Genomic DNA, 20,310 nt, shown 5'->3' with positions numbered 1-20,310 from the left:
CATTATGTTATCGATATTGGACATTGAAACCGCTTATCAGAATATCAAGGAGGTGGTGGTACAGACCCCGTTGGTGTTTGACCCCATTCTTTCTGAACGTTTTCAGGCGCATGTCTACCTCAAACGTGAAGATTTGCAGGTGGTGCGTTCTTACAAGATACGTGGTGCTTACAATAAAATTTCGTCACTTACCGCCGATGAGCGATTGCGTGGCATCGTGTGTGCCAGTGCAGGTAACCATGCACAGGGTGTCGCTTTTGCCTGTCGACATTTGGGCATTCGTGGACGCATTTTTATGCCGGCCACCACGCCCCAGCAAAAAATCAAGCAGGTGCGTATGTTTGGCAAAGATCAGGTGGAGATTATCCTGACTGGCGATACTTATGATGATGCCTACCAAGCTGCCATGCTCGATTGTCAGGCCAACGGAACGGTGTTTATCCATCCTTTTGATGATCGCACGGTGATTGCCGGGCAAGGCACAGTGGGGCTTGAGGTATTGCGCGATGCCCGCGAAAAACTCGATTATCTGTTTGTCCCCGTTGGGGGCGGCGGATTGATTTCGGGTGTGGGTTCCTATTTTAAACAAATCAGTCCTGGCACCCGCATTATCGGGGTTGAACCCCAGGGGGCTCCATCCATGCAGCAGGCATTGGAGCAAGGGCATCGTGTGACACTTTCCCATTTCGAAAAATTTGTCGATGGAGCAGCCGTCGCCACCGTGGGAGCCCTCAATTTTGAGTTGGCTCAGGAGGTGATTGACGACATGGTGTTGGTTCCCGAAGGTAAAGTGTGCACCACCATTCTTCAATTATATAATGAAGAAGCCATTGTGGCTGAGCCGGCCGGCGCATTGAGCATTTCAGCACTCGATTTTTTTGCCGATGCCATACGTGGGAAAAATGTAGTATGCATTGTCAGTGGCGGGAATAACGACATCACCCGAACCGAGGAAATCAAAGAGCGATCGATGTTGTATGAGGGACTGAAGCATTACTTTATCATTCGTTTTCCTCAGCGAGCCGGTGCTTTGCGTGAATTTTTAAACGAAATACTGGGGCCTGATGACGAAATCTCGCATTTTGAGTACACCAAAAAGAATAACCGTGAAAACGGACCTGCTTTGGTGGGCATTGAAACGAAGTCGCCAGATGATTATAATGCGTTGATATCCAATATGAATGAGCGTGGTGTTAAGTATCAGGTGATTAATGAAAATCCCGATCTTTTCAATCTGCTCATTTGAGTTGTTGATTTTTGCATTATTTTAGAAAAATTAAGGGTTTGTCTGGGTGATATATGATAAAATAAAGCGAAATTCATCTTGATTTTCAAGGCACATAAATACCCCCTGCAAGTGAATGCTTGATAGGGAAGAGGTTGTTTGAGAACGGAAATCTGATATTCTTCAAAAAAATGTAGCAAAATGTTATATTTTTTTGGTTCTGAAATTTGGAAGCCATCTGAAATCCTCTATATTTGTGTTACGAATACAATAAACCATTTTTTAAACCCTAAAATTATTTGTGATTATGAACAAGGCTCAATTAATTGACGCAATTGCTGCTGAGGCTGGTTTGACGAAGGCTGATTCTAAAAAAGCATTGGATGCATTGACAAAAACCATTTCGGATGTGTTGAAGCAAGGCGACAAAGTATCTTTGGTAGGTTTTGGTTCTTTTGGTGTGACTGAGCGCGGTGCTCGTACCGGCCGTAACCCTCAAACCGGAAAAGAAATTACTATTGCTGCTAAAAAAATTGTAAAGTTTAAAGCCGGTAGTGAATTGGAAGACGCGGTTAATTAATTTTTTACCCAAAAAAATTGAAAAAGAGAGTACTTTTGTGCTCTCTTTTTTTTACCCATAAGTGATCGTTTTGTATGTCCAGGATGATGAGCCGCATACCACCCCAGGCGTTGAGCCAGGTGGTGAACCATTTTAGGAGTTTTCTCACCGATCAGCGCATTGAACTCATTGATCGTAACCTCTCCAATCGAACCCGTTACCTGACTGTGGTGCTCGAAGATCTTTTTCAGCCTCAAAACGGGAGTGCCGTGTTGCGCACGTGCGATTGTTTCGGGATTCAGGACGTGCATGTGATTGAAACACGCAATCGTTTTAAGGTCAATGCCGAGGTGGTAAGGGGAGCCACCCGTTGGATCGATTTGCATCGTTACCGCCATGAATCGGACAATACCCTTAAAACCATACAGCATTTAAAGACCCAAGGTTACCGTGTGGTGGCTACTTCACCCCATGCCCCTGATGCGGATTTGGAGCAGTTCGATTTATCGGCCGGTAAAGTGGCATTGGTGTTTGGCACCGAGCGCGAAGGTATTAGTCCGGTGGTGCAGGCTCACGCCGATGAGCTGATAAAAATCCCCATGGTGGGTTTTACGGAGAGTTTCAATATATCGGTATCGGTTGCCATTATTCTGCATGTGTTGACCACGGCTTTGCGTAAATCCGATTTGCCATGGCAGCTTTCAGATCAGGAGAAGCTGTCGTTGCTTTATGCGTGGTATCGTAATTCGTTGAAAACGCCTGAATTAATCGAGAGGCGTTTTTTTAGTCAATTGGGAATCGAGGAGCGAATTGAAATTTAATGGAACATTTGGGTGCATTGGTCATAAATTTTTGGGCGTTAATAGAAAAAAACTCCCATAATTATGCTGCGATTCTAATGAGATTTTCTTAAATTTGAATTGGTCGTTTGCTGCTGCGTGATATTGCTGTTGGCGAATAACCTCTTTTTTTGATCTAAGCTTTTGTAAACCTGACTCTTGAAATTATGAACTGTATCATTGTTGATGATGACAAATTTTCGACGAAGATTATTGAGGATTTTGTCACTAAAACTGATGGGCTGACGTTGATGGGCAAATACAACAATGCGGTATCGGCCATTTACGCGTTGAATCATAGTGATAGTGAAAATCCCATTCACTTAATCTTTCTCGATATCGAGATGCCCGAAATGACGGGGATTGATTTTCTCAAATCATTGAATGTGTTGCCTCAAGTCATTATTTATTCATCGCAGGAGAAGTATGCGTTGGAAATGTATGAGTACGATGTCACCGATTATCTTCTTAAACCAGTGTTGTATCCCCGTTTCATAAAAGCGGTCAACAAGGCACGTGAGCGTTTTGATAAGAAGGAGAATCTTGCCAAAAAGAGCACCGAGATTTTTATCAAGAATAATTCATCGCTTGTGCGTGTGAAGTATGACGACATTTTATGGATCGAGGCTTTGGAAAACTATGTGGTAGTCAATACGTTTAAAGATAAATTCACCATTCATTTTACAATGAAGTCAATCACCGACAAAATGCCGATGGATAAGTTTGTTCGCATACATCGATCATTCATTGTCAACATGAGCAAGATAAAGGTGATAGAGGACAATTCGGTAATTATTAATTCCGAAACCGGCCCAAAACTCATTCCCATTGGGAAATCGTACAAAGATAAGCTCATGGACGACCTTAATTTGATGTCAAAATGACCCCCTATAGATAGAGCCACCTGAAAGGTGGCTTTTTTATTTTATTAATTTTGAGGGTTTTGTGTTTTTAGTGTGCTTGTTTTTTTATTGATTTATCAAATTATCCTCATTCCTTCTTTTTTTGTCCGCCTTGTTAATGGGGTTGTGAAATAAGTTTGCGATACAATTATTTCAATTTATTAACAATTTAAAAAGGTCAGATGAAAAAAATCTACTCAATCATGTTGGTTGTCATAATGACGACATGTGGTCTTTATGCACAAACACGAGTGTACTACAACAATTTTGAAGATGGGGCAAAGGATGCAACAGTTGTTGGTTCCGGGCAATTTGTTGATGAAACAACCCAAGGGTTTGGTAAAGTGTTTCATAATGCGGTTGATGGCGAGGCAATTCGAACCAACTATTTATTATTGCCAAGTAGTGTATTGTCCGGTTCTGAAATTGCGACCAATAAGGAATTATCCATCTGTTTCTGGGTACATAAAGGTACAAACACCGAACGTTACTGGAATCCCATTTTTGCAGCTTATGGCAGTGCACCCAATGCAACTGGTGTAAATGAATATCCCATGTTGGCACTTCAATTCAGAATGGAGGCATCAATTAATCTGGCGGGTTGGACTGATTTAAAGTGGCCAGAAAATGTGAATTACGATGGGAATCCAACGAAGTATACAGAATATAATCACAATCTCTTTAATGTAACATGGTTGGATGATAGTAATTGGCATTTCTTTACAGCCACATTTGCCGAAACGTCTGTGAAGATGTATGTGGACGGGGTTGTGCAAAACGCTTGGACGTGTGATGGCACCAAAGGCCGTTCGGTCAATGGATTATTTACGAATGGTTCTGAGTTGGATTATGTTTGTTTGGGTGGAAACCAGGCTTGGAATTGGGGGGATAAAGACCCTGCTTTTAAATTCGACGATGTGGCGATTTACGCCAATGCTTTGACCGTTGAGCACATCAATGGACTCATGACTGCTAAAGCTAATTCTTTGTCAAATGCGACTCTTCAACTGAATGAGTTAGGTGAAGTGGTTGCAACTACGTACTTGACTTTGACCGGGAGTTGCGCCGGAAATGATTATCAATTGTTGGTTCCCGGAATTTATATCGCTCAAATGACTTATCGCAATGGAGTGGTGAAAAGCGTGAAAGTGGTGAAGGACTAATACCTTCCTGGGTGTGTGAAAAGGGGGATGCGTGTGTTTAAGCAGGCATCCCCCTTTTTTTGATGGTTGGGAGGTACAAAGCTGTTAAAAAAACGAAAACCCGGCATCAATAGCCCTTGTCGCGTTTATATTTGCATTTAAATAAAGAGGAGAGGGCATCACAATTTTAAAATCATCCATTATGAAGTTAGCAGTTATTGCCCACGACGGGAAAAAGGCCGAAATGGTCTCTTTTTTGAATAAACATTACAATTTTCTTCATTCAGCCAATATTACCATCGTGGCAACCGGAACCACGGGTAAGCACGCTCAGGCAGCAGGACTCGAAGTGCAGCGCATGCTATCGGGGCCACAGGGAGGTGATGCGCAAATTGCTGCGCAGGTGGCCGAAGGGCTCATTCAAGGGGTGTTTTTCTTTCGCGACCCGTTGGACATTCATCCACACGAACCGGACATTAACATGCTGATGCGTATTTGTGATGTTCACAATGTACCATTGGCGACGAATCCTGCTACGGCAGAGCTGGTGCTGAAGGGGCTGGCCGTTGCCTCGGATGATAATAATTGATTTTTGTAAGAGTTGCTTAATGGCAACTTTTTTTTTGCTTTTTTGTTTTAAAGTAAATAAAGAGAGACGCGTATGGAAAATATTCTGCAAGGCATTGTTGAGTTTCGAAAGCACGATTTTGAGCAACACAAGCAATTGTTCGAGAAGTTGGGGCGATCGCAAAAGCCACACACCTTGTTTATCGGTTGCTCCGATTCGCGGGTGGTACCCAACCTGATTACCCGCACACAGCCCGGCGAATTATTTATGGTGCGCAACATTGCCAACCTGGTGCCCCTGTATCGCGAGGCCGACGAGTTTTTGGCCACCACCTCGGTGATCGAATATGCCATACAAGCCCTTCGGGTCGAGAATATCATTGTGTGCGGTCATTCGAACTGCGGGGGATGTGAGGCATTGTATTTGCCCGATGAAAAACTGGCCAATATGCCGCACACGCGCAAATGGCTGCAACTGGCACATCCGGTGCGCGACAAGGTGTTGGCTTTGCCCGAGGCATCGGATCCGGCTGCCCGCGAATGGCTTACCGAGCAGATGAATGTGGTGGAACAAATGAAGCACCTGTTGTCCTATCCCTTTATTCGTGAGAAATATCAAAAGGGGGAACTCAAAATCATGGGGTGGTATTACATTATTGAGACCGGTGAGATATTTGCCTACAATAAAAGCAATGGTTCGTTTGAACTGATTGCCGAACCCGGCGATGATAAGGGATGAGATGCGTTAATGCACATAGTTTTTAATGCACACAGTGTAAGAATAAACGCTGAGGCTCAAAAGACGCTGAGTTAATTACAACGTCTTGCCTTTAAATAAGAACGCAGATCACTGAAAAGAGTTATCGTAGTCCCTCATTAATCGGTGTGATAGCCCTTGAATAATTACAATTACAACTTACAATGTTGTTACATCAGAGAGAGCTTCAATTGAGATGTTCGATGAGTATTTTCACTCCAATGGCAATGACCATGAGTCCGCCGATGATTTCCATGCGATGGCCGATGCGGTTGCCAATGGTTTTGCCAAAGAGCATTCCCAGCATGGCCATCAGGTAGGTGAGAAAACCAATGAGGAAGATGGTGAGCCAAATGTTGAGTTCGGAAAGGCCAAAGCTCACACCAGCAATGAGGGCGTCGATGCTGGTGGCAATGGCGATGGTGACGATGACCATGGGGCGAAAGGGGTTGAAGGGGGAGCGCTCGTCGTCGTGCTTGAGCCCCTCGATGATCATTTTGGCACCCAGTAAGAATAGCAGGCCAAAGGCCACCCAGTGGTCGATGTGGATGATGTAGTCGCGTATGGAGATGCCGATGAACCAGCCGATGAGTGGCATCAACGCCTGAAAGAAGGCCATGACGATGGCCAGGCGGGTGGCATGTTTAAAGCGAATGTCTTTTACCATGAGGCCGATGGTGGCCGATGCGGCAAAGGTGTCGAAGGTGAGCCCGAAGGCGATGAGCAGAATGGTGAGCAGGTTCATGAATGCCTTTAATTTAAGGGCGCAAAGATAAAAGATTGGCCACATTGGTCTTGGCGTTGCGGTAATATAGAGGCAATCTAAAGTGATGCCGGTTGTAGCCACGGGCGCTGGATGGGGTTGTTGATAAAAATGTGGCATAAAGTTTTTTAGTTTGGCGCAAGACGATTATGTTTGCGTCATGTTTATGGTTTTTGACCGATTGCTCTGATCGGCCAAAATGAAAAGGGAATCCGGTGCGAATCCGGAGCTATCCCCGTAGCTGTAAAGTCCAAATATGGTTTTGAAACACATGCCACTGTTGAAAAACGGGAAGGCTTCAAAACCGGACAAGCCAGAAGACCTGCCATGAACACAGCACTGATTTTGTAGCTTTCGGGTGAAAGGCTGTGAATGGAAGGGATACACGTCGTATCGATTTTCATTTTCAATTTTTTTGCTTTCCGGCTACCATTTTCAACAATGAAGTGGTTTGGCATGGTTGTGTTTTTCGGCATCGAAGGTGATGGGGGGTACTCCCGGAGCCTGAGTGTATGTGTTGGGGATTGTGGTTGACAGTCGGCAGCGCAGCGAGGTGTTGACAAGCAAAGCGCAACCTGCAAGGGAACGGTTCAAAACGCAGATGGAGGACACGGAGCGTGTGCCCGTGTTGTCTGATAGGATAATTGTTTGTTTGTACTTTGTTTGTTTTGTATGGAAAGGCCGCGGGAAACGTCTCGCGGCCTTTTTTGCATGGCGCAAGGGTGACGAGGGGGGGATGATGATTGGGGGCAGGCTGCTTTTCGGGTTGTTGTTTAGCTGCAAGTGTGCAGCAGCCAACCACGAGGAATTTTAGGCTGCTGCAGAAGTGCAGGAGCCAACCATGCGGAATTTTTGGCTGCCGCAGACGTGCAGGAGCCAACCACGAGGAATTTTTGGTTGCTGCAGATGTGCAGGAGCCAACCACGAGGAATTTTTGGCTGCTGCACGTTTGCGGCTAAAATGGGAGGCGAAATTTCGGGTTGTAACAACTTTTTGAGGGCGGATGGCAGGCACGACAGGCGTGCAGGGTAACCTTGCGTTAGGGATTGGAGCGGAAAGCCCGGAGCGCAGCGAGGACTTGCAGCGGAAAGCCCGACCCGAAGGGGAACGCCCTTATGGAGATGGTGCGGTTGTTTTTGTTCAATTAAGGGTGGATGTTTGAAGGGGGGAATGTTTATTTCGGCTAATTTTATGGCATTGTTTTGCTAAAATCATTTTTTGATGCTACACGATATTCATCCCCATTTGTTCGACAACCACTTTGAGGTGGTTGATGGCGTTTTGCCGAGTGATTTCATTTTGCATTTTGAGAATGGTCAACTGTTGCTACGGCAGGATGGTGACCGGTATGAATTGCCGACAGCGGCAGAGTTGACGCTCACGGATGCGTCGCCATTTTATTTGTTTGCGTTTAATGGGATTAACTGTTTTTGGGCGCCGCAAATTGGGAACCATTTGAGTGACGGCTTTTCGTATTTCGATATGGGATTTTTGCGCACGCAGGTGACCCGCGAAATTGCCTGGGTGGGGGCTGTGGGTAAGCAGTTGAAGGAGTGGTACGAGCAAAATCGTTTTTGCGGGCGGTGCGGGGCGGCCACGCATCACAAGGGGGATGAGCGGGCGTTGGTGTGCGGGGTGTGCGGGCATTTGATTTTTCCGCGCATTTCGCCGGCCATCATCGTGGCGGTGACTTGTGGCGACCACATTTTGCTGGCTCACAATGTTAATTTTCCCAATAATCTGTATTCGCTCATTGCGGGCTATGCCGATGTGGGGGAGCCGCTGGAGGAGACCGTGCGGCGTGAGGTGCGCGAAGAAGTGGGCATTGAGGTGAGTGACATTCGATATTACAAGAGTCAGCCGTGGCCTTTTTCGGGGTCGTTGATGATTGGTTTTACGGCCAAGGCCGATGGCTGCCTGCCGCTGAAGCCCGACGGGGGGGAGATTGCCGATGCGCAGTGGTTTCATCGGCACCGTTTGCCGTATCGCCCCAATTCGGGGAGCATTGCCGGGGAGATGCTCACGAGGTTTGAAAATGGGGAGTTGTGAGGGATGGGTGTTTGTGATGTTTTTCTCTTGAGTTGTTGATTCAATTTAATTGCATGAAGGTCGGGGATGGGGCTTAAAAAATTGTATTTTCGATGCGATAATTTTTATCCCTCAAAAACGATCAATTATGTCATCCCAAAGCAACGATACCATTTGTGTGCAGGGCGGTTGGGCTCCCAAGAAGGGGGAGCCGCGTGTGCTGCCGATTTATCAAAGCACCACTTTTAAATACGAAACGAGCGAGCAGATGGCGCGTCTCTTCGACCTGGAGGAGAGCGGTTTCTTTTATTCGCGCCTTCAGAACCCTACCAATGAAGCGGTGGCGGCCAAGATTGCTGCCTTGGAAGGGGGCGTGGCGGCCATGCTGACGGCCAGCGGGCAGGCGGCGCTTTTCTTTGCCTTTTTTAACCTTTGTTCGGCCGGTGATCACGTGGTGAGTTCGTCGACCATTTATGGTGGCACTTACAATTTGTTGTCGGTGACCATGAAAAAGATGGGCATCGAGACCACGTTTATCAATCAGGATGCTTCGGAGGAGGAGATTGCTGCGGCCATTCGCCCCAATACCAAGGTGCTGTTTGGCGAAACCATTAGCAATCCCGGCGTGATGGTGCTCGACATTGAGAAGTTTGCCCGTGTGGCTCATGCCGGTGGTATCCCGCTGATGATTGACAACACTTTTGCCACACCCATCAATTGTCGTCCTTTTGAGTGGGGCGCCGATTTGGTGGTGCATTCGACCTCGAAGTACATGGACGGCCATGCCTGCTGTATTGGTGGTGCCATTGTGGATAGTGGCAATTTCGATTGGGAGGCGCATGCCGATAAGTTCCCCGGCCTCACGCAGCCCGACCCGTCGTACCATGGTCTTATTTACAGTCAGGCGTTTGGCAAGGCGGCTTTCATTACCAAGGCCACCGTGCAGCTCATGCGTGACCTGGGCGCCATTCAGTCGCCACAAAATGCATTCCTGACCAACTTGGGGCTTGAAACGTTGCATTTGCGCATGCCACGTCATTGTGCCAATGCTCAGCAAATTGCCGAGTTTCTGCAGAGCCATCCCCAGGTGGCATGGGTGAACTATCCGGGATTGCCGGGGAATCGTTACCATGCGCTGGCTCAGAAGTATCTGCCCAAGGGGTCGTGCGGGGTCATCTCGTTTGGTTTGAAGGGTGGGCGCGATGAGTCGATCCGTTTCATGGACAGCCTGAAGCTCATTGCCATTGTTACCCATGTGGCCGATGCCCGCACGTCGGTGTTGCATCCGGCCAGCCACACGCATCGTCAGTTGACCGATGAGCAGCTCATTGCCGCCGGTGTGGCCCCCGACTTGATTCGCCTGTCGGTGGGCATTGAGGATGCCGGAGATTTGATAAAGGATGTGGAGCAGGCGTTGAGGGGGTAAAACATTTAGACATATAGTATGAGCGATTATTACGATCAGTCGTATTTTGACTGGCAAAAGAATATTGGTGCTTTTGGTGGATGGGCAAATCTTGTGAAGTTTGAGAAGGATATTGATGCTCAAATGAATGTTGTGGATTTTGGTTGTGGTGGTGGATTCTTGCTCAAAAATATTGCCTGCAAGGGTAAAATGGGCGTGGAGATTAATGAGACCGCTCGAATGCATGCCGGAAAGCTTGGTGTTAAGGCCGTTGCCTCAGTGGATGAATTGCCTGATGATTGGGCGGATTGCATCATTTCAAATAATGCTTTGGAACATGTTCCCGATCCCTTGAATCAATTGATTCTGCTGAAAAATAAACTGAAAGCAGGGGGTAAGATCATTTTTGTGGTCCCCTGCGATTCGATTCGTTTTAAGTACGATCCTAAAGATGTGAATTACCATCTGTATTCATGGAGTCCCATGAATTTGGGCAATTTATTTACAGAAGCAGGTTATCAGGTGGTGGAAAGCAAGGCATTTATTCATAAGTGGCCACCGCGTTATCAGTTGATTGCAAAACTGTTTGGTAAAAGGATGTTTCATCTCTTTTGCCGGATTTATGGACGTATTGAGCGTTCATGGTTTCAGGTGAGGGTGGTTGCTGTTAAGAAATAACACCCTGTTGATAGGGATGAATAAAAAAAGCCAGTTTAAAACTGGCTTTTTTGTGTGTGATAGGATGGGATATTATTGAATCGTAATTGTACGAGTTTCAACAGTGGTGTTTGAAGGTGATTTAATTCTCAGCATATAGGTTCCAGCCGATAGGCTATTTAAGTTAAACTTGATTTGCTGGGAATTGAATTTTGAACTTTGTAAAACAACCCCATTTAAATTCAGCAAATCAACGGTGTAGTTTAAAATGTCATTGTAATCTGCGGATTCAATGATGATGTATTCCTTGGCCGGGTTTGGATAGACATTGATTGAGGCGACTTTTTTATTCGATGCTGTAAGTGGAATAGGCATCTCAATAATCAAATTGGTCGTTGATGTTACTTCTTTGATGACTGTAGATGTGCAAGGATATTCATATTTTAAATAGTTGATTTCATTTTCAGAAAGGACACGCGAGTAAAGCCGTATGTCATCGATTGATCCGGTATAATAATTCTCTTCCCTGTATCCACCTATTCGGATGGCAACATTTTGAGTTGAATTATTGAATCCTGGCGTGAATGTTAATTCAAGATTTCCATCGACATATAGTTTTCCTCCATCGGTGATGTAATCACCTTCGGATGTTAATACCAAATGATGCCATTGGTCATCGTTAAATAAATTTGTGTTTGAGGTTTGTACTTTGATGTATTTATTTCCGGTGCCAACACCATATTCAACTGAAATTTTACCCTGATCCATTGCTAAAATGAATCTGGAATTACCATCTCCTACAATGCCACAGAGGAGTTCACCAAATGCAACTTTATTCGTGTTACTGGTTTTAATCCACATTGAAAGGGTTTGCGCCAATGATTGATTGTTTAAATGTACTGGTGATAGATTAAAACCTGAAGAGCCATTAAATGAAAAAGCCGCATCATTATTTCCGAATCGATCAATTGATAGTGAAGGGCCGCTGTTGATTATGTTATAATCATCATTTGTAGAGCATGTCGTATTCCCATTGAATGGGTAATGTAAGATGAGTGATTCGTTTAAATTCTGTGCTTGCGCGCTTGATACATATAACAAGCTGGTTAGAAACAGGGATGTAATTAGTTTCATGGGATTTTTTTTTTAGTTTGACGAAAATAGTAAAAAAAAAACATGAGACCATCTGTTTAGAAATTAGAAAATCGACTTCATTATTGTGCTTCAGTTTTATTCCTATTTTGTTTGTGCACTCATTCTATAATCTTTTCGTGTGCGTAATTCATTGATTTTACCCTTGCATCTTCCAGTCGTTTGCTCACCGCTTCCCAGTTCACCACCTTCCAAAACGCGTTGATGTATTCGCCTCGTTTATTTTGGTACTTGAGGTAATAGGCATGTTCCCACACGTCGATGGCCAACAATGGCTGACCTTTCACCGGAACCACGTCCATGAGAGGGTTGTCCTGGTTGGCGGTGGTGACAATCTCCAGCTGGTTGTCGGGGGTGAAGATGAGCCATGCCCATCCGCTGCCAAAGACCGAGAGGGCTGCTTTGCTGAATTGTTCCTGAAAAGCCTCCATGCTGCCAAACCGATTGACAATGGCTTGGGTCAGCTTGGCCGAGGGTTGCCCGGGAGTGGGTGATAGGTTTTCCCAAAATACCACGTGGTTGTAATAACCGCCGCCATCGTTGCGGATGCCCGGGCTCACGTTGCTGATGCCGGCAAAAATTGTTTCGAGCGACTGGTTTTCGAGGGGCGTGCCGGCAATGGCTTTTACAAACCGGTCGTAATAACCCTTGTGGTGGCGTGTGTAATGAATTTCCATGGTGGCAGCGTCCATGTAGGGCTCCAGCGCGTCGTAGGCGTAAGGCAACGCCGGAAACTCGTGTTTCACATCCTGAGCCGATGCGTTTGCGATGGACATGATGGCGACCATCATGATTGCGAAAAAGGTGGTTCGATTTTTCATGTGTTTATTGTTTAGCCCTCTCATCCCCCTAAGTGGAACTCGAGATTGTTTCGTATAAAATAATTGATGATGTTTTAGCAAACTTCTTGAAAAGAGGCTGAGTCTGTACTGTTATGAGCGTGTTTCGCTTAAATCATAAGCTCATAATTTTCTGTTTTCCATGTCTTTTAGGTTTAGGTCGAGCGCCTGCACGGAGATTTGTATTTCCCACACCGACACGGCCAGGGAGGCAATGAGCAGTACCAATCCACCTCCAAAGGTATAGGCTGCCGGTGTTTGCATGCCAATGTAGATGAGGAACATGGCCGCCACGCAAAAAAAGAGACTCAGGATGCCGAGCATTTGCATGGCTCGGGTGAGGTAAAGCCGTTGACGGAGGTTGCGAATTTGTTCGAGCAGAACCTGGTCGTGGTTACGCAAAAACTGCTCATAAAGTGTTCGGATAACCTGTGCATAGCCCAAAAACCGGTTGGTGTAGGCTAGCAGAATCAGCGATACGGCCGAAAAGAGCAAGGTTGGGGTGGCAAGGGTGAGTTCGTTCATGGTTTGTATTTTATGTGGGTAGATGACAGTCAATGACCTCGCAATGATGCGGTGTTGTATTAACAACATCCTGGCGAAATTGTTGAGCGGTGGGGAAGTTGCCGTTTAAGACGCTTGAGGCACGCAAGGGGCTTTTATTCCATGGCATGGCGTTTTAATATTTCCTGCCGTGGAAATTTTTTTTTCTGCCGTGCCGATTTTTTTTTCACGGCAGCAAATCGCGATCCAAGCATGTTTGATGGTGCCTTTGGGCACCAAAGCTCGGTAGAAGAAGGTAAACCAATCATCTTTCGCCCCGATCGGGGCGAGAGGTAAACGATTCATCAAAAAGCTACCGATATTTGGCTCCTATGGGGCCTCTAAAAGCATTACACGCGTAAGGATGAAATCATAGGGTTGTTTATCTATTTCTTAAGTCGCCTTTTAAACCACGCTATACCCGAATATTGTGATGAAGCACATGAAATGAAATCCCAGACAATGAATGAATCCACGAATTGAAAAGCAATGATGATATTTCTATGACATGCATGCGCAAGTCATAGAAATTCGTGGAATTCGTGGAAAAATCCTTTTAACTCATCACAACATAGGGGAATATCAAGTTTTAAACTCTAATACATTGCACAAAAAGTGATCGATACACTCCTTGACATCCCTGAAAGCCATCCCTGAACATTCATTAAATGACATCGGATTTTATTAAACAAATTCCACAATTGTGATCCCGCTTCCGCCAAACTGCACGTGCTCGTCGCGACACGAACGCACTTCTTTCACCGAAGCGAGGTAGTCGCGAATCATCTTGCGCAAAATGCCGTCGCCCTTTCCGTGCAGAATTTTGAGCGATGAGGTTTCGCAAATGATGGCGTCATCGATGTGGCTCATCACGGCTTGCAGCGCTTCGTCGGCTCGCATGCCTCGCACGTCAATGTCGGCCTTGAAATTGAGCTTTTTGTTGCGGATGCGTTCGCTCAGTTCACTGCTGAAGGATTCCTGTGCCTGCCGCACCTCTTTCTTGTAGTTGCTTTTGCTGATGCGCGTGAGTTTGTTGATTTTCACCGAGGTTTTGAGGTTGCCAAAGGCCACTGTGGCCGTGTTGCCTTGTATTTCCAATATTTCGCCCGGAATCTCCTGACCCGGCAGCTTCACGCTGTCGCCTTTTTGAAGCGGGGCATTGGTCACGGGCTCACGCTCAGGTGCCGCTTTGGCTTCGCGGGGTGGGTGCTGTGGCTTGGTGGCCTTTTCTTGTTTGCGTTTCTCGCGTTCCTGAATTTGGCGAATCTTGCGTTCCACCGTGTCGTCGCGGTCGTGTGCCGACTGCTCCACCTTTTCTTTTACCTCGTCGAGCTGTTGACGCAGCAGTCGGGTGCGTTCTTTGTCGGCCTGCGTTTCGCGTATCTCACGAATGGTGTTTTCAATTTGTTTATTGGCCGTGTTGAGCAGGTTGGCGGCTTGGGTTTTGGCCTGATCGAGGATGGTCTTGCGCTCTTGTTTCACCTTGGCCAGTTCGCCCTGGTAGCGTGCCAGCACCTCTTCGAGGCGTTTTTCGTTGATGCGTATCGATTCCCGCTTCTGCTCCCAGTATCGTTTGTCGCGCACAATTTCGCGCAGGTGTTTGTCGAAGTCGATGTGATCCTGACCGATTTTTTCTTTCGATTCGGTCAATATCGACTCGGGTAGTCCTATTTTTCGGGCAATCTCAAAAGCAAAGGAGCTGCCGGGTTGCCCCATCTCCAGTTTAAAGAGGGGTTGGATGGCGTGGGTGTCGAACATCATGGCGCCGTTGATGATGCCGGGGGTTTGGGCCGCGTAGTGTTTCAGGTTGGTGTAGTGGGTGGTGATGACGCCATACACTCCCTGACGGTTGAGCTGTGCCAGCACCGATTCGGCGATGGCGCCCCCCAGCATGGGTTCGGTGCCGGTGCCAAACTCGTCGATGAGCACCAGTGTGCGACCGTTGCTGTGACGTAAAAAGTGCTTCATGTTGGTGAGGTGCGAGCTGTAGGTACTCAGGTCGTTTTCGATGCTTTGCTCATCGCCCATGTCAATAAAGATGTGCTCAACAAAGCCCATTCGCGAGGTTTCGCGCATGGGCACGAGCATGCCGCATTGCAGCATGTATTGCAGCAGCCCCACGGTTTGCAGGCACACCGACTTACCGCCGGCGTTGGGGCCTGAGATGAGCAGGATGCGTTCGTCGGCTTTGAGTTCGATGTCGAGGGGGACTACCGTGTGTTCGGTTTGCTGAAATTGGAGCAGCAACAGCGGGTGAACGGCACGATCCCAGGTCATGTCGGGCGTGGTGCCCAAGGCCGGAAGGGTGGAGCCGGTTTGTTGGGCAAATTTTGCCTTTGCCATGATAAAATCAATCCATCCCAGGAATTCGTATGAGTAAAACAGGTCGTCGAGATAGGGGCGAATGTCGTTGCTGATGGCCGTGAGGATGCGGATGATTTCCCGGCGTTCGGCATATTCCAGTTCGCGCAACTGGTTGTTGGTTTCCACGATTTCGGCCGGTTCAATAAAGGTGGTTTTTCCGGTGGCCGACTCATCGTGGATGATGCCGCCCAGTTTTCGTTTGTTGGGCGATGGAACGGGGATGACGGCACGACCTTCGCGGATCGAGATGGAGGCATCGGCTTCGACCAAACCGTCCTGTTTGGCTTGTTTGAGGATGGCCATCATGCGTCGGTTGATGCCGGCCATTTTCTCTTGTATGTCTCGGCGAATGGCGGCCAATTCGGGGGTGGCGTTGTCCTTTATCTTGCCGAATTTGTTTAAAATCTGGTCGATGCGGTCGATGATGCCCGGGTAGATGGTCACCTGAGCAGCCAGGGCGCGCAGCGAGGGGTAGCAGACTTCGTCCTGCGAGGAGAGGAAGCGCACCAGGTCACGGATAGAGGCCAGGGAGCGGCGCAGGTCAAAGAGGTCTTTTTCTTCGAGGTAAAGACCTTCGATGCGTATTTTCTTAAGGGCTTCGCGGATGTCGACAAACACCATGGTTGGGAAACCGTCGGCAGTGGTCATCAGCACCAGCATCTCATGAGTTTGGAGCAGCCATCCGGTCATTTCGTCGTGCCGGGAGGTAAATTGCATTGCGTCCACCCGTTCAATGCCCAGGGTGCTGGCGCAATGGGCTTTGAGGTGTTCGCGGATGCGGGTGAATTTGATTTTTTCTTCGAAGTTTTGTGGATAAATCACGACTTTTGCTTTGTTTGGGGCAAAGGTAAAGAATTTTAACAGGCGATAAAGACGTGGCAGCTTTCTATCCTTTATCTTTGTAGGGATTGTTGGCATTTATTGTATATTTGACACAATGCTTTCGCGATCGGTTAAGGTGCATTATGAGACGATTAACTGGGGTTTATAGATATTATATCGAGCGGTTCGTATGGTTTCGGTCCGAAAAGTACTCCATTCATGAGCTGATGTTTTATTACACCCTGCTGATAACGGTGTTGATTACGGGTATGTCGCTTATCACCAATCCGTTATTTGGTCTTCCTTTTTCAGCGACGATGTTTTCGCTTTTTGCAGTCTTTTTTACGCCCTTTATATTCTGGCTCGATTATGCGAAAGGTAAGACTCTATGGGCCAGGAATATCTTTTTGGTTTTTTTTGTGCTCATGATCAACGGGGTTTGGATGTTCTCGGGTGGGAGTCAGGGTACGGCGTTGGTGATGACACAGGGTTTTTTGTTGTTATACCTGTTTTTTTCGGTCAATACCTATTATCATTGGGTGTTGGTGTTTTTGTTGTTTAATATCATCGGGCTGTTTGCCATTGAGCTTTATTGGCCACATCTCATCGAGTCATATCCATCAAATCGGAGTAGATTGTTGGATGTGTTGTTCATTACCGTGATATTTTTTGTGTTTGAGTTGCCGGTGATCGCTTATGCCAAGCGGGTGCTATTGCGCGACAAGCAGGAGGCCGTTAAATCGGATGCGGCCAAGACGTCGTTTGTGGTCAATCTCAGTCACGAGATTCGCACTCCCATGAATGCCATCCTGGGTTTTGCCGAGCTTCTCGAAGACGGGACGTTGGAGCCGGAGGTGCGTAACAGTTACATTCGCATCATCAACGAAAACGGACGCAATTTGCTCACGCTGCTCAATAATGTGATTAGTTTTTCAAAAATCGAGGCCAACCAAAGTCCTGTGACGGCAGCCTGGTTGTCGGTAGATGCGTTGTTTCATCAGGTACAGGCGTCGTTGCTGCACCAGATACAGTCGAATCCGCGGGTTCAGTTTCGGCTCAGTCTGCCCGATGACGCGCTAGAGATTTATACCGACAGTCTGATGGCCTATCAGATATTGAATAATTTGGCATATAATGCGTTGAAGTTTACCACTCAGGGCGAAGTCGAAATGGGTTGTCAGCAAGAAGGCGACCAGGTGTTGTTTTATGTTCGCGATACGGGCATTGGGATTGCGCCCGAGGCCATCGACCAGATATTTGAGCGTTTTCATCATGCCGGAGGTACGGTTCGGGAACATGCGCAGCATGGGGCGGGGCTGGGGTTGGCCATTTGCAGGGGGCTTACGAGTTTGCTTCAGGGGCGCATGTGGGTGGAATCGATGCCGAATTCAGGGAGTACCTTTTACGTGCAGTTGCCCATTCGTTACGAGCCGTTGAAGAATTCTTCTCTATCTGTTTGATTGATAGAGGCTGTGTTTTTATTTGTATTAGGGGTGAATTTTTTCAGTTTGTTCTATTGACAACCCCTGCTGTTGGGCTTACCTTTATATCAGAATACGATTCTTAAAGTTCAATTAGAAACATTCAACAGTTCTAGCATTCAGTTTTTTGTGAGGTTTAGGTTGGTAATTATTTTTTTCATGAATGTTTCTGGCCTGCTCAAGCAATCATTGTTGGGCAGGCTTCTTTTGTGTGGTTATGCCACAGTTCAAGGTTTTTGGGATTGAAAGTATGTTTGGGGCTTAGGTCTTCATTGGTGTATGCCCTTACGTGAGGTGTGACCGGATTGAAATCCGGCCTTACAAGATGGGGCGAGCCTACGGCTCTGTGGGGTGAGAGGGGGATAGGAGAACCGGTTGGGGGGACTGGATTGAAATCCAGCCTTACAGGATGGTGTGAGCCTACGGCTCTGTGGGGTGTGTCGGGTATGACATTTCGCTGATGGGATGGTTTTAGGTATGAGGGAGGATGGTTTGTGAGGTGTGACCGGATTGAAATCCGGCCATACAAGATGGGGCGAGCCTAGGGCTCTGTGGGGTGTGTCGGGTGCGACATTTCGCTGATGGGATGGTTTTAGGTATGAGGAAGTGGGGGGTGTGAGGTGTGACCGGATTGAAATCCGGCCATACAAGATGGGGCGAGCCTAGGGCTCTGTGGGGTGTGTCGGGTGCGACATTTCGCTGATGGGATGGTTTTAGGTATGAGGAAGTGGGGGGTGTGAGGTGTGACCGGATTGAAATCCGGCCTTACAAGATGGGACGAGCCTACGGCTCTGTGGTGTGAGGGGGGGATTGGAGAATAGGGAATGGCTTGATATTCAGCGTTACATGATGATTTGAGCGGGGTATTATTCTTTTGAGTTATCTGCTTTTTTATTTGAACACCGGATTGATGTTTCTCAAACGGACATCATAGCCTAAAAAACTCTGTGTCCCCGAGAATTCTGTGTTCATTGAAAACTCTTTGGCGATAGAGCGTATTTTTAGTAGAACGCACCATTAATGAGACCACTTTTTGAATTGTGATTTGTACTTTTTGACAGTATGGGGGTGTGGTGTTTTTGTGGTTATTTAACTAAACGTTTCAGGCACTCTTCATACACTATCTATGCTTTATCTAGGGAGTATCTATGCACTATCTATATATTATTGTGGGGGTGTGTCTTGTAAGTATTTATATAGCAGTTATTTGCGATTGTGTGTTTTTGGGGAGAAGTGCTGATTTTAATGAATTTTGGTTTTGGGGTGTGGAGAAAATGACACAAAAAATGGAGCTTACCCCAAGACGAAATGAAGGGGAACGAAATAGGAGCATTTAGATGTTGAAAGGGACAGTTGACCCGTTCTCAGTCAAAGAATCGTGTCATGAACCAAAATAGTTTGTCGCCAATGAGAGAAGCCCATCGTTGTGGGTCGAATTCGTAGCGTAGTTCCATGACTTTGAGCGCCATGGATTTTTCGGCGAGCAGGGACTGGTAGTGAAGTTTGGTTTCCTCCTGGCGAAGGGCTTTGAGGGAGGAGATGTGAGCGTATCGGTGGTTGGGTTTCATGGTGTTAATTTTTAGGGTACAGATCATTTCAATTGGTCAGATATTCCGCATTTTCAATGCCCACAGAGTCGGAATAAACGCTGAGGCGCAAAGGCGCTGAGTTAATTTGTAACGTCTTGCGTTTAAATAAGAAAGCAGATAACTCAAGTGAGTTATATTGTAGTCACGCTTCGTTGTCGTGATGGGGTTTTGAGAAAAAGAGCTCGAGGAGTAAGGAAAGTACCGGTTTTTCGACCAGCGGTTGCCGCAGTATCACAAAGAGAACCAGTAACACCAGGTATGCACCGCTGACAATCACAAATCCCAGAGGTAATGACTTGAGTGTATCCCCCAACCAAAAGGCCAAAGCTACTGATGCCAAAAGGGCGGAAACCAACACGAACGCTAAAATGACGACTTTGGTAATCAATGCTGAAAACAAGACGGTCATACGGTCGATGAGTCTTAGTTTGAATAGTTCGGCTTCAGCGTTGGCGTAAGAGGTGAGATACTCTTGCCATTCTTTTATTTCTTCTCCGATGGTTTTCATGTTTAAAAAAGTATTAAGATTTGAGTGTCAAGATGCAAGACACAAGATGGTTCGGGTTTTTAATTATGCTTGAATGTGTTAACGGGGTGATGTGGATTGTTTTGTGTGTTTGGTATGTGACTGTGTTTTAGTTTTTTTTGACCGCGAATTATACGAATTATGCGAATT

19 protein-coding genes and 1 riboswitch are annotated in these 20,310 nt (G+C 46.6%); of the genes, 11 read left to right on the top strand and 8 right to left on the bottom strand.

Annotated elements, in window-relative coordinates; translation table 11 throughout:
• Window positions 1–4 precede the first annotated feature (4 nt).
• From ilvA to LX69_RS12280, 7 genes are all read left to right on the top strand, one after another.
• Window positions 5–1,246, top strand: a complete 1,242-nt coding sequence (gene ilvA, locus LX69_RS12310; protein WP_111446358.1) for a threonine ammonia-lyase IlvA — start codon at window positions 5–7, stop codon at window positions 1,244–1,246.
• Between the two features lie 286 nt (window positions 1,247–1,532).
• A complete protein-coding gene (locus LX69_RS12305; RefSeq protein WP_111446357.1) occupies window positions 1,533–1,805 on the top strand; it encodes an HU family DNA-binding protein in 273 nt (90 codons plus the stop codon).
• 86 nt (window positions 1,806–1,891) lie between these two features.
• Window positions 1,892–2,605 (top strand): TrmH family RNA methyltransferase, encoded by a 714-nt coding sequence (locus LX69_RS12300; protein WP_170124375.1) that lies wholly within the window; start codon window positions 1,892–1,894, stop codon window positions 2,603–2,605.
• 185 nt (window positions 2,606–2,790) lie between these two features.
• Entirely contained in the window at window positions 2,791–3,507 is a 717-nt protein-coding gene (locus tag LX69_RS12295) for a LytR/AlgR family response regulator transcription factor (RefSeq protein WP_111446355.1), read from the top strand.
• A gap of 200 nt (window positions 3,508–3,707) precedes the next feature.
• Complete coding sequence (locus LX69_RS12290; protein WP_111446354.1) at window positions 3,708–4,688, top strand: LamG-like jellyroll fold domain-containing protein; 981 nt, start codon at window positions 3,708–3,710, stop codon at window positions 4,686–4,688.
• 181 nt (window positions 4,689–4,869) lie between these two features.
• Window positions 4,870–5,256: a methylglyoxal synthase gene (locus tag LX69_RS12285; RefSeq protein WP_111446353.1), complete on the top strand. Its 387-nt coding sequence runs from the start codon at window positions 4,870–4,872 to the stop codon at window positions 5,254–5,256.
• 72 nt (window positions 5,257–5,328) lie between these two features.
• Window positions 5,329–5,973, top strand: coding sequence for a carbonic anhydrase (locus LX69_RS12280; RefSeq protein ID WP_111446352.1), 645 nt, complete (start codon window positions 5,329–5,331; stop codon window positions 5,971–5,973).
• A gap of 205 nt (window positions 5,974–6,178) precedes the next feature.
• Here the strand turns inward: LX69_RS12280 and LX69_RS12275 are convergent, their stop codons facing one another.
• Window positions 6,179–6,736 (bottom strand): manganese efflux pump MntP, encoded by a 558-nt coding sequence (locus LX69_RS12275; protein ID WP_170124370.1) that lies wholly within the window; start codon window positions 6,734–6,736, stop codon window positions 6,179–6,181.
• A 168-nt stretch (window positions 6,737–6,904) separates the two neighbouring features.
• Window positions 6,905–7,098: riboswitch (cobalamin riboswitch) on the top strand.
• A gap of 877 nt (window positions 7,099–7,975) precedes the next feature.
• Here LX69_RS12275 and nudC point away from each other — a divergent pair.
• The 3 genes from nudC to LX69_RS12255 all read left to right on the top strand — a co-directional run bounded on the left by nudC (window position 7,976) and on the right by LX69_RS12255 (window position 10,865).
• Window positions 7,976–8,803 carry an NAD(+) diphosphatase gene (nudC, locus tag LX69_RS12265; protein WP_111446349.1) on the top strand — a complete coding sequence of 276 codons (828 nt, stop codon included), beginning with the start codon at window positions 7,976–7,978 and terminating at the stop codon, window positions 8,801–8,803.
• Window positions 8,804–8,930: 127 nt separating this feature from the next.
• The gene (locus LX69_RS12260; RefSeq protein WP_111446348.1) at window positions 8,931–10,208 is read left to right on the top strand and encodes an O-acetylhomoserine aminocarboxypropyltransferase/cysteine synthase family protein; all 1,278 of its coding nucleotides are present in this window, start codon (window positions 8,931–8,933) and stop codon (window positions 10,206–10,208) included.
• Between the two features lie 18 nt (window positions 10,209–10,226).
• Window positions 10,227–10,865 (top strand): class I SAM-dependent methyltransferase, encoded by a 639-nt coding sequence (locus LX69_RS12255; RefSeq protein WP_111446347.1) that lies wholly within the window; start codon window positions 10,227–10,229, stop codon window positions 10,863–10,865.
• A gap of 72 nt (window positions 10,866–10,937) precedes the next feature.
• Here the strand turns inward: LX69_RS12255 and LX69_RS12250 are convergent, their stop codons facing one another.
• The 5 genes from LX69_RS12250 to LX69_RS12235 form a co-directional block, all read right to left on the bottom strand.
• Window positions 10,938–11,978: a LamG-like jellyroll fold domain-containing protein gene (locus LX69_RS12250; protein WP_111446346.1), complete on the bottom strand. Its 1,041-nt coding sequence runs from the start codon at window positions 11,976–11,978 to the stop codon at window positions 10,938–10,940.
• Window positions 11,979–12,097: 119 nt separating this feature from the next.
• Window positions 12,098–12,817 (bottom strand): superoxide dismutase, encoded by a 720-nt coding sequence (locus tag LX69_RS12245; RefSeq protein ID WP_317046403.1) that lies wholly within the window; start codon window positions 12,815–12,817, stop codon window positions 12,098–12,100.
• Window positions 12,818–12,958: 141 nt separating this feature from the next.
• Window positions 12,959–13,360 (bottom strand): DUF2721 domain-containing protein, encoded by a 402-nt coding sequence (locus LX69_RS12240; RefSeq protein WP_111446382.1) that lies wholly within the window; start codon window positions 13,358–13,360, stop codon window positions 12,959–12,961.
• Window positions 13,361–13,465: 105 nt separating this feature from the next.
• Entirely contained in the window at window positions 13,466–13,684 is a 219-nt protein-coding gene (locus tag LX69_RS17540) for a hypothetical protein (RefSeq protein WP_146260727.1), read from the bottom strand.
• Window positions 13,685–14,062: 378 nt separating this feature from the next.
• Entirely contained in the window at window positions 14,063–16,660 is a 2,598-nt protein-coding gene (locus LX69_RS12235) for an endonuclease MutS2 (protein ID WP_245935013.1), read from the bottom strand.
• 47 nt (window positions 16,661–16,707) lie between these two features.
• Here LX69_RS12235 and LX69_RS12230 point away from each other — a divergent pair, with 47 nt between their 5' ends.
• Window positions 16,708–18,024, top strand: a complete 1,317-nt coding sequence (locus LX69_RS12230) for a sensor histidine kinase (RefSeq protein WP_111446344.1) — start codon at window positions 16,708–16,710, stop codon at window positions 18,022–18,024.
• A gap of 1,385 nt (window positions 18,025–19,409) precedes the next feature.
• On the opposite strand, the gene LX69_RS12225 is transcribed toward LX69_RS12230, so the two are convergent.
• Together LX69_RS12225 and LX69_RS12220 are read right to left on the bottom strand one after the other, a co-directional pair.
• Complete coding sequence (locus tag LX69_RS12225) at window positions 19,410–19,613, bottom strand: hypothetical protein (protein ID WP_111446343.1); 204 nt, start codon at window positions 19,611–19,613, stop codon at window positions 19,410–19,412.
• A 163-nt stretch (window positions 19,614–19,776) separates the two neighbouring features.
• A complete protein-coding gene (locus LX69_RS12220; protein WP_111446342.1) occupies window positions 19,777–20,142 on the bottom strand; it encodes a hypothetical protein in 366 nt (121 codons plus the stop codon).
• Between the last annotated feature and the right edge of the window lie 168 nt (window positions 20,143–20,310).

Source organism: Breznakibacter xylanolyticus (assembly GCF_003254275.1).
GTDB classification, from domain to species: Bacteria; Bacteroidota; Bacteroidia; order Bacteroidales; family Marinilabiliaceae; genus Breznakibacter; species Breznakibacter xylanolyticus.
This window is presented reverse-complemented; position numbering and strand designations above follow the sequence as displayed.

Coding starts and splice junctions, on each gene's coding strand:
- ilvA (WP_111446358.1), top strand. CDS start 5: ATGTTATCGATATTGGACATTGAAACCGCTTATCAGAATATCAAGGAG.
- LX69_RS12305 (WP_111446357.1), top strand. CDS start 1,533: ATGAACAAGGCTCAATTAATTGACGCAATTGCTGCTGAGGCTGGTTTG.
- LX69_RS12300 (WP_170124375.1), top strand. CDS start 1,892: ATGAGCCGCATACCACCCCAGGCGTTGAGCCAGGTGGTGAACCATTTT.
- LX69_RS12295 (WP_111446355.1), top strand. CDS start 2,791: ATGAACTGTATCATTGTTGATGATGACAAATTTTCGACGAAGATTATT.
- LX69_RS12290 (WP_111446354.1), top strand. CDS start 3,708: ATGAAAAAAATCTACTCAATCATGTTGGTTGTCATAATGACGACATGT.
- LX69_RS12285 (WP_111446353.1), top strand. CDS start 4,870: ATGAAGTTAGCAGTTATTGCCCACGACGGGAAAAAGGCCGAAATGGTC.
- LX69_RS12280 (WP_111446352.1), top strand. CDS start 5,329: ATGGAAAATATTCTGCAAGGCATTGTTGAGTTTCGAAAGCACGATTTT.
- LX69_RS12275 (WP_170124370.1), bottom strand. CDS start 6,736: ATGAACCTGCTCACCATTCTGCTCATCGCCTTCGGGCTCACCTTCGAC.
- nudC (WP_111446349.1), top strand. CDS start 7,976: ATGCTACACGATATTCATCCCCATTTGTTCGACAACCACTTTGAGGTG.
- LX69_RS12260 (WP_111446348.1), top strand. CDS start 8,931: ATGTCATCCCAAAGCAACGATACCATTTGTGTGCAGGGCGGTTGGGCT.
- LX69_RS12255 (WP_111446347.1), top strand. CDS start 10,227: ATGAGCGATTATTACGATCAGTCGTATTTTGACTGGCAAAAGAATATT.
- LX69_RS12250 (WP_111446346.1), bottom strand. CDS start 11,978: ATGAAACTAATTACATCCCTGTTTCTAACCAGCTTGTTATATGTATCA.
- LX69_RS12245 (WP_317046403.1), bottom strand. CDS start 12,817: ATGAAAAATCGAACCACCTTTTTCGCAATCATGATGGTCGCCATCATG.
- LX69_RS12240 (WP_111446382.1), bottom strand. CDS start 13,360: ATGAACGAACTCACCCTTGCCACCCCAACCTTGCTCTTTTCGGCCGTA.
- LX69_RS17540 (WP_146260727.1), bottom strand. CDS start 13,684: ATGAATCGTTTACCTCTCGCCCCGATCGGGGCGAAAGATGATTGGTTT.
- LX69_RS12235 (WP_245935013.1), bottom strand. CDS start 16,660: ATGCCAACAATCCCTACAAAGATAAAGGATAGAAAGCTGCCACGTCTT.
- LX69_RS12230 (WP_111446344.1), top strand. CDS start 16,708: ATGAGACGATTAACTGGGGTTTATAGATATTATATCGAGCGGTTCGTA.
- LX69_RS12225 (WP_111446343.1), bottom strand. CDS start 19,613: ATGAAACCCAACCACCGATACGCTCACATCTCCTCCCTCAAAGCCCTT.
- LX69_RS12220 (WP_111446342.1), bottom strand. CDS start 20,142: ATGAAAACCATCGGAGAAGAAATAAAAGAATGGCAAGAGTATCTCACC.